7 protein-coding genes are annotated in these 7,503 nt (G+C 45.7%); 5 read left to right on the forward strand and 2 right to left on the reverse strand.

Features of this window, described 5'->3' with window-relative positions:
• Positions 1 to 216: 216 nt before the first annotated feature.
• Positions 217 to 1,428 carry an MFS transporter gene (locus tag L696_RS0109475; RefSeq protein WP_025683430.1) on the reverse strand — a complete coding sequence of 404 codons (1,212 nt, stop codon included), beginning with the start codon at positions 1,426 to 1,428 and terminating at the stop codon, positions 217 to 219.
• A 136-nt stretch (positions 1,429 to 1,564) separates the two neighbouring features.
• Here L696_RS0109475 and L696_RS0109480 point away from each other — a divergent pair, with 136 nt between their 5' ends.
• The 5 genes from L696_RS0109480 to L696_RS0109500 all read left to right on the forward strand — a co-directional run bounded on the left by L696_RS0109480 (position 1,565) and on the right by L696_RS0109500 (position 6,975).
• Positions 1,565 to 2,443, forward strand: a complete 879-nt coding sequence (locus tag L696_RS0109480) for a LysR family transcriptional regulator (RefSeq protein WP_025683431.1) — start codon at positions 1,565 to 1,567, stop codon at positions 2,441 to 2,443.
• A gap of 491 nt (positions 2,444 to 2,934) precedes the next feature.
• The gene (locus L696_RS0109485) at positions 2,935 to 3,594 is read left to right on the forward strand and encodes an S-layer homology domain-containing protein (RefSeq protein ID WP_025683432.1); all 660 of its coding nucleotides are present in this window, start codon (positions 2,935 to 2,937) and stop codon (positions 3,592 to 3,594) included.
• A gap of 275 nt (positions 3,595 to 3,869) precedes the next feature.
• Positions 3,870 to 4,538, forward strand: a complete 669-nt coding sequence (locus L696_RS0109490) for a uracil-DNA glycosylase (protein ID WP_025683433.1) — start codon at positions 3,870 to 3,872, stop codon at positions 4,536 to 4,538.
• A gap of 16 nt (positions 4,539 to 4,554) precedes the next feature.
• Positions 4,555 to 4,977 carry a hypothetical protein gene (locus tag L696_RS0109495; RefSeq protein WP_025683434.1) on the forward strand — a complete coding sequence of 141 codons (423 nt, stop codon included), beginning with the start codon at positions 4,555 to 4,557 and terminating at the stop codon, positions 4,975 to 4,977.
• A 120-nt stretch (positions 4,978 to 5,097) separates the two neighbouring features.
• Entirely contained in the window at positions 5,098 to 6,975 is a 1,878-nt protein-coding gene (locus L696_RS0109500; RefSeq protein WP_025683435.1) for an Ig-like domain-containing protein, read from the forward strand.
• A gap of 71 nt (positions 6,976 to 7,046) precedes the next feature.
• Here L696_RS0109500 and L696_RS0109505 read toward each other — a convergent pair whose 3' ends face one another.
• Positions 7,047 to 7,349 (reverse strand): hypothetical protein, encoded by a 303-nt coding sequence (locus L696_RS0109505; RefSeq protein ID WP_025683436.1) that lies wholly within the window; start codon positions 7,347 to 7,349, stop codon positions 7,047 to 7,049.
• Positions 7,350 to 7,503: the final 154 nt, after the last annotated feature.

A 7,503-nucleotide genomic window follows, 5' to 3' on the forward strand; every position in this document is an offset into this window, starting at 1 on the left:
AATTGGCACGCTGCTTGGAGAAGGTGCTGTATTAGAGGGCTCGGTCCCAGTAAAAGAACCTTCCAATCGATCAAGATGGATTGGAAGGTTCTTTGTAACTTAACCCATGTTTTATTTAGCTTCTGCATATCTCATGATGCAACTTTCAAGCTACCATCACCTGCTGACCTCTAAACAATTTTTTCCTTCCATCCATACCGTTTCTTGAGTTCCGGTCTACTCATATCTTCTTGCAGAAAACCCGTGTTCCTTGGCACCCCACGAAACGACGAAGGCAAGAAGCATAAGGATAAGCAACGTCCACGGAAAAGAGTGAACCCCAAGCGTCTCTAAAAGAATTCCGCCAAGCAAGCCGCCCCCGCCAATGGCCAGATTCCAAGCAGTTACAAGCATAGACTGAGCTACATCTGCGCTCTCGCCCGCCGCTTCGGCCAATGCGGTCTGTAATAAGGTAGCGGCACCGCCGAAGGTCAGTCCCCACAGAGCAACACTTAAATACACGATGGCAGGTTGGTGACTTCCGATTCCTAGTGCCACAGCAGTTACAGCAAAGCCAAGGGTACTCATGAGTACCAATAGACGCAGCCAGCGGTCGATCAATGCACCGATCAATCCAATTCCGGCAACCGAAGTTATCCCGAAAATAAGCAGTACCACATCCGTTCGGGAGGCCAGTCCAGCCTGACTCAAATAAGGAGCGATATAGGTGTACAGAATATTATGCGCCAGCACCCAAACCAAAACGACAAGTAAAATGGGACGAACACCGGCAATCGTGAAAACCTTACTCAGCGGGAGTTGCTGGTGGGAAGCCTGTCCGGGAAAATCCGGAAGTTTCCATAGTACCCAGACGACTAAGACTACCGCGAGAATGGACATGGTACCAAAAACCGTTCTCCAGCCAACAAGCGCACCGAGGAACGTTCCTAATGGAACGCCGAGGGCAAGAGCCAGCGGGGTTCCTGCCATGGCGACAGCCATGGCGCGCCCTTTTAATGCATCCGACACCATTCGCCGGGCATAGCCAGCAAGCATCCCCCATAACACACCAGCGGATACGCCTGCAAGGAAACGGGCAGCCAGCGTCAAGATATAGTAAGAAGACAGTGCCGTAATGGTGTTAAACATGAGAAAGCCAATGATACAGAGCAATAATAAAGGCCGTCGTCGCCAGCCCCGTGTTGCGGCAGTCAACGGGATTGCGGCAGCGAGCGAACCGAGAGCATACAACGTGACCAATTGGCCAGCCAAAGCTTCCGATATTCCCAGTCCTTTGCTGATTTGTGGCAATAGACCAGCGGGAAGCGTTTCGGTGAGAATACAAATAAATCCGGTCATAGCAAGCGCCAGCAACCCGCCCCATGGAAGCCCTTTAGATGAAGTTGTATCTCTGGTAGTTTGTTCGGTAAAATTCAGATTTGCATTCATATTCCAATCCCCTTCTAATCAAGCATTACATCTGCTCATAAGGAGCAGGAGTTGTTTTTTATCATAAGGTATGTTTTGATATAACTGAAATACTATTATTTCATAGAGGGAATAACCGTATGGTTATAATGGGTGTATGTCTGTGAATATGAATCATCTTGAAGTGTTTATGAAGGTTGCGGAGAAAATGAATATGACGGAGGCTGCCAAAGCACTGTTTATTTCTCAGCCTGCGGTTAGCAAGGCTTTGATCCAATTTGAAAATACTTTGCAGGTAAAATTGTTTATTCGCGACAAGCAAAATGGACTCGTACTGACCGAAGTGGGAAAAGAAATGCTAAGTTTGGCCAGACAAATGAAGGAGATCGAACATAAAATGGTTCAGCTTGCGTGTCAGGAGAATAAGCTTTTGCGCGGTAAAGTGAAAATAGGCTCCTTCCCGGCGGCCTCTACGAACTTGCTTCCGGAAGCGATCTGCTTATTCCGCTCCAAATATCCCGAAGTCACCATTGAACTGATGGAAGGAAACTCGAACCAAATTAAACAATGGGTGGAGGATCGCACTGTCGAGATTGGAATAGTAGCTTCTCCATTCGATCATTATGACGTCCGCATTCTTGAACACGATTCCATGGTTGCCATCATACCGGAGAATCATCCATTGCAAGCAGAACACAAGGTTTCTCTGGAACAGAACAGGAACGACCTTATCTTCTGTAAAGGAGGACATGAATCTGCTGTATTAAACACCTTGCATGAGCAGCAAATTCCTTTCCAGGAGAGTCTCACGGTCCAAACGGCTGAAACGTTAGTCCACATGGTCCAAAAAAAGCTGGGCATCGGCATTATATCGAAGTTTACGCTTTCCTCGGTGTCCCATTCACTAATCGTTAAAGAGATTATTCCCCGAATTACGCGGGATATCGGAATTATCGCGCATTCCTTTGATGAAGCGACCCCGGCAGCACGTGAGTTTGTAAAAGCGTTGGGTCAGTTATATCGTTCGAGTGAGTAACTTAATAAAAGGGCCTTTGTAAAAGTAAAAGCAAGATATTTCTCTCTGGTAGCGTCATCCATCTTTGGTTCGTATGCTTCATACATTTTAAGATTAAAAGCGATTTGCTCTGGATCGGACCAAAAGCCTGTGCCGAGCCCACCGAGATAGACCGAACCCATGGCCGACAGCTCGGCACATGTGGATCGGTCACAAGGTTGACCAGAATATCGGCCTGAAATTGCATCAGCCGAGTGTTGGAGGAAGCCCCGCCGTCCGTGCGCAGGCCGACCAACTCAATCCCGAACTGTTTCTCAGGACAATGTAATGGTTATTGATATGCATAATTTTGAGGGGGATGTCATCGTGATTGGCGTGAAAGATAAGAATTGAGCATTCCGCAATCTTCATCCGAATCACTGTTAGATCGCTTGCAACCTTTCCATCCTGAACTGCGTCAAAGAGGTTGTTAATGGCCAGGCGGCCTAATTCAACTACAAGGTGGAACTTACATGAATATGAGAAAAAGCGCATTCGCAGCTATGACCACAGTATTGCTTCTTTCCTTCTCTTTTGGAGGTCAAATGTTTGCGGCGGGCAATCAGTTCAAGGATTTGGACAGCATAAGCGGCAAAGACAAAATCATTTCCCTTCAAAATCAGGGTTTGCTCAAAGGGGTCTCTGATACGCAGTTTCTCCCCGCCTCTAGAGTGACTGCTGCCCAAGGCATTCAGTTGATCTCCGGCGGATTTCAGCTCAGTTTGGCTGCTATTGATTTTAATAAGGCGCCACAGGCCAGCGGACTGTTCTCCCATGTTAAGGATACAGCATGGTATGCCGAAGCCTTTATCAACGCGCATTATAATGGCGTGGAGATTCCCAAAGATATCGATCCTTCAAAAACGCTGACCAAGGAAGAGTTCACCCATATGCTGATTCAGGGCATGGAAAAAGCGGGCAGCCTGCCGATGATCAAAATTGCACCTGCAACGATTGCTGATGATAGCAAGTTGGAGCCTTCCTATCAAGGCAGCATTCAGCGTTCGCTTGTATATAAGGTCAATAACTTGGATGCCAGCGGAAAGTTTAATCCAAAAAGCGAGATTACACGTGCGGAAGCAGCCATTATGTTGTATAACGCGCTAGAGTATCTGAACGCTCATAAGGCTTAATCCAATGTGCTGAGCCAATCCCTTGATTGTTACGAGGTACCGTGCGGATTTGGGTTTACAGTTACTTGACACGATTATCTTTAATGCTATAATAAGGAAATCGAATTTAGATCCAATGGTAGCTGATTATCGTATGGTTTCTATCCTGGTCCTTCGGCATGTAACACAGGTAACGAATAAATAAGCTGGCTCCGGATGAGGGAGACCAGCTTATTTTTTTGTGAATAAAGCGCCTAAACATTTCGGGACCCATATATCGAGAGGAGACGGGAGTTATGTTTGGTAATGATTGGGATGAAGTTTTACGGGAAGAGGTAGAAAAGCCTTATTTCAATGAATTGAGGTATACATTAGCACGTGAATACAAGATACATAAAGTCTACCCTCCAAAGGAAGATTTGTTTTCCGCACTTAAATTAACACCATATCATCTTACCAAAGCGGTTATATTGGGGCAGGACCCCTATCATGGAGAGGGACAAGCTCATGGCTTGAGCTTTTCCGTAAGACCAGGTGTGCGTACACCGCCGTCTCTGCAAAATATATATAAAGAGTTGCGCGATGATCTCGGCACCCCCATTCCCAATCAAGGCTACCTTGTTCCTTGGGCAGAGCAGGGAGTGCTGCTGCTGAACAATGTGCTGACCGTGCGTGAAGGACAACCGCAATCTCATCAGGGAATAGGCTGGGAACGTTTCACAGATGCCGTCATTGAAGCCATTAATGAGCGTAAGCAGCCGGCAGTGTTTATTTTGTGGGGGAGCCATGCTCAGAAAAAAGCTAGCTTTGTGAATACCAGTAAGCATTTGGTGCTGAAATCCGTCCATCCGAGTCCATTGGCGGCTCACAGAGGCTTTTTCGGCAGCAAGCCTTTTTCGCGCACCAATGCATTTTTGATTGAGCATGGAATGGAACCGATTCGGTGGGAGATTCCTAACCGCTAGCACTGGAGGTGAGGACATGCGTCAATGGAAGGGACGTCAGGTCATTTTGCATCACGGCAACAACGGTCATACCCAAAAGGTGCGCGGCACGATCGAAAAATGGGATGACATGCACAAGTGCGTTATTTTAGGCCCGAAGATGTTGTCTATTCCTTTTAAAAATATTACGTATATTACGATGCTCCCTCCCGGGCGTGAGCGCAAAAGCCGTCATCCGGCGAAGCTAAATTCTATCGGTTATGTGATGAGCGTTCCATTGCAGTTTGATAATGCCATTCTTTTTCAATCGGCGGTGACCGTTTGGAAAGAAGACCAGTTGATTGCCTTCAACGCAAAATTGACCAGTCACACGGATTACGATGTTGTTTTGGATGATGGACAAATCTTGTCCAAGGAAGGTCATCAGTTCGTGGTCAGGTCGCTACGCGGAGAACTTTAACTGTTATAATCGGCCTTTTTTTCTTCCTAAGGGTTCAAATCAAGTAGCTGTTTACCGATAAAGTAATGGGATTGTTAATTATATCCTATTTATAGAACTGAAACTAAGGGAGAGAAACGAATGAAACGTATGAGCAAACGGAGTACCTTCTTACTTGCTGTGCTGATGTTTTTATTTGCAGTATTGCCAGCGGGTTTGATCCAAGCGGAGGGGAGCACGACCTCCACGGTACAGTGGGACAGTCAAAATCCGACTACATTGAATCTGGGTGGAAGCCCCGCTCAATTAAAAGTGTGGTCATTGACAGAAAAGGGCAAAGAAGATGTTACACAAAAGGCAGAATGGATCTCTGGGGATTCAAGCATTTTAAAGGTAGATAAGGGACTCATTACTCCTGTGTCAAAAGGGCAGATTAAGGTTGTTGCCACATATGAACAGCAAACGGTAAGCACAACAATTACGGTTAAATCGCCTTACAGCAAGCTGCAAATAGATCCATCCGGTCCTATCAATCTGGTGGTGAGCGGAGACTCGAAGCAATTGACTGTCCAAGGTACGCTTACAGCGGGCGGTACAGAAAAAGTATCTGGTATGGAATGGACATCCACGAATCCGTCCGTGGCTACAGTGGAGGATGGTCTGGTTCGTCCTCTTGCCAAGGGCATGACTTACATTAAAGCAAGCAAAGATGAACTCAAAGCACAAACGATCGTGTATGTACGTTCCTCTTCCCAAGCATTAATATTGAGTCCATCCGCTTCCCAATCGGTCTTCCTGGGTAGTTCACCAATTCAGGTCAATGCGACTGATGTGAACCTTACCGGAGGTAAAACTAATGTTACCAGCACTGCAGAATGGACTTCCTCCAATCCGCTGGTTGCTACAGTGGAGCAAGGAAAAATTAGTCCATTGGACGCAGGAAATTCGGTAATTACAGTGTCCTATCACGGTTTGAGCAAGACCTTGAAGGTCAACGTATTGTCGACCATTGAAAAGCTGGTATCAAGCAAAGCAAGCTTATCTCTCGAAACAGGAAGCAAAACGGCTCTTCCGAGCATATCTGCTTACTTGGTCAATGGAGCCAAAAAAGCAGTACAATCCGATGTAAAATGGAGCCTAAGCAATGAAAGTGTCGTCAAAATTGCAAACGGTAAGCTGATTGCAGTGAACCCGGGTAGCGCGACACTGACAGCTACATTGGGTGCCATTAAGCTAGATATCCCGGTAACTGTACAATACAAAGTACTCAAGCTGACCGCCTCCGAGAAAAAATATGTGCTCGTAGCGGGACAAGAAGTGAGTGTTCCCACGGTAAAAGCACAAATGGCTGGTGGTGGAACGCTCGATGTTACCAATCAAGTCAGCTGGGTGGCTACTACTGCTGCAGTTACAGTAGGAAATGGCAAGGTAAAAGCAGTAAGCGGGGGTAACTCCGGAATTAAGGCTATGTATTTGAATAAATATGTGAAAGTGCCTGTCATCGTGGAAGGAACTATTTCTACGTTAACGCCAAGCTTCTCAAGCGCTGAAATGAATTTGAAAGGGAGTCAATCCGTCAAGGTCATCGGTGTATATACAGATGGTAAAAAAGTTACGCTCAGCAACAAAGTGAAATGGACAACTTCCAATGCTTCCGTGGCGATTGTAAAAGGCTCAGCCATCAAAGCGGTTGGGATTGGAACAGCGACGATTACGGGCACATACCAGGATAAGTCGTTTAACATTGAGGTCAAGGTTACACCTAAGCTGCTCAAGCTGGTATTGAGTAACAAGAACTTGAAGCTTCCTAACGGTTCCTCTCAAGTGCTGAGCGTGAATGCGGTTTATGACACAGGCACAATTGCCAACGTGACAAGTTCAGCGGCATGGACTTCCTCCAAGCCTTCTATCGTACAGGTTAGCGGAGGCCAGGTGAAAGCATTGGCTTACGGAAATTCAAGTATTAAAGTGGTTTATAACGGTAAGACAGTAGCTACCTCTGTCAGAGTGTTAAAATAATCTTCATATATCGTATATATCACTTATGCGAAAATAACCCCCGGTCCATGGTCCGGGGGTTATTTTTCAACTTATTCTACGCCGTCCTGATAATGGTTCTTCCAGTGCTTGTCGCCTTTGTGAGAGAAATCTTCAACCGTCTTTTCCAGCGTGGCCACCAGTTGAGCTTTAATCTCGGAAATGGTATCTCGAAACAGTCTTTCTTCCGTGCCGTTAATTTTTTCACCATACAAAGCCTGAGCGGCTATAAATTGACGATGTTGCTCAACAAAACTGTCAATTGAATGCAGCGCATGCTCCACGTATTGTGAAATGCTGTGATGCTCGCTAGGCAGTTGCAATTTTAACTCCTGTACTCTGTTTAATAATGCCATGATGATCACCTCGTACATTTTATTATGTCAATAATTATACATCATTTTCGGAAAACTTTCATTAAATATTGATTAAAATGTGATTTTTTTTATGTCATAATTGCATTTTCAATGGTATTATATAAGACGCAATTAAGATCATAACCTGACAAGT

The sequence above is a fragment of the Paenibacillus maysiensis genome (genome assembly GCF_000520815.1).
GTDB classification, from domain to species: Bacteria; Bacillota; Bacilli; order Paenibacillales; family Paenibacillaceae; genus Paenibacillus; species Paenibacillus maysiensis.

What these genes read in the sequence shown, in the direction of transcription:
- L696_RS0109505 (WP_025683436.1), bottom strand. Translation starts at nt 7,349, where the DNA reads ATGGCATTATTAAACAGAGTACAGGAGTTAAAATTGCAACTGCCTAGC.
- L696_RS0109490 (WP_025683433.1), top strand. Translation starts at nt 3,870, where the DNA reads ATGTTTGGTAATGATTGGGATGAAGTTTTACGGGAAGAGGTAGAAAAG.
- L696_RS0109500 (WP_025683435.1), top strand. Translation starts at nt 5,098, where the DNA reads ATGAAACGTATGAGCAAACGGAGTACCTTCTTACTTGCTGTGCTGATG.
- L696_RS0109475 (WP_025683430.1), bottom strand. Translation starts at nt 1,428, where the DNA reads ATGAATGCAAATCTGAATTTTACCGAACAAACTACCAGAGATACAACT.
- L696_RS0109485 (WP_025683432.1), top strand. Translation starts at nt 2,935, where the DNA reads ATGAATATGAGAAAAAGCGCATTCGCAGCTATGACCACAGTATTGCTT.
- L696_RS0109480 (WP_025683431.1), top strand. Translation starts at nt 1,565, where the DNA reads ATGTCTGTGAATATGAATCATCTTGAAGTGTTTATGAAGGTTGCGGAG.
- L696_RS0109495 (WP_025683434.1), top strand. Translation starts at nt 4,555, where the DNA reads ATGCGTCAATGGAAGGGACGTCAGGTCATTTTGCATCACGGCAACAAC.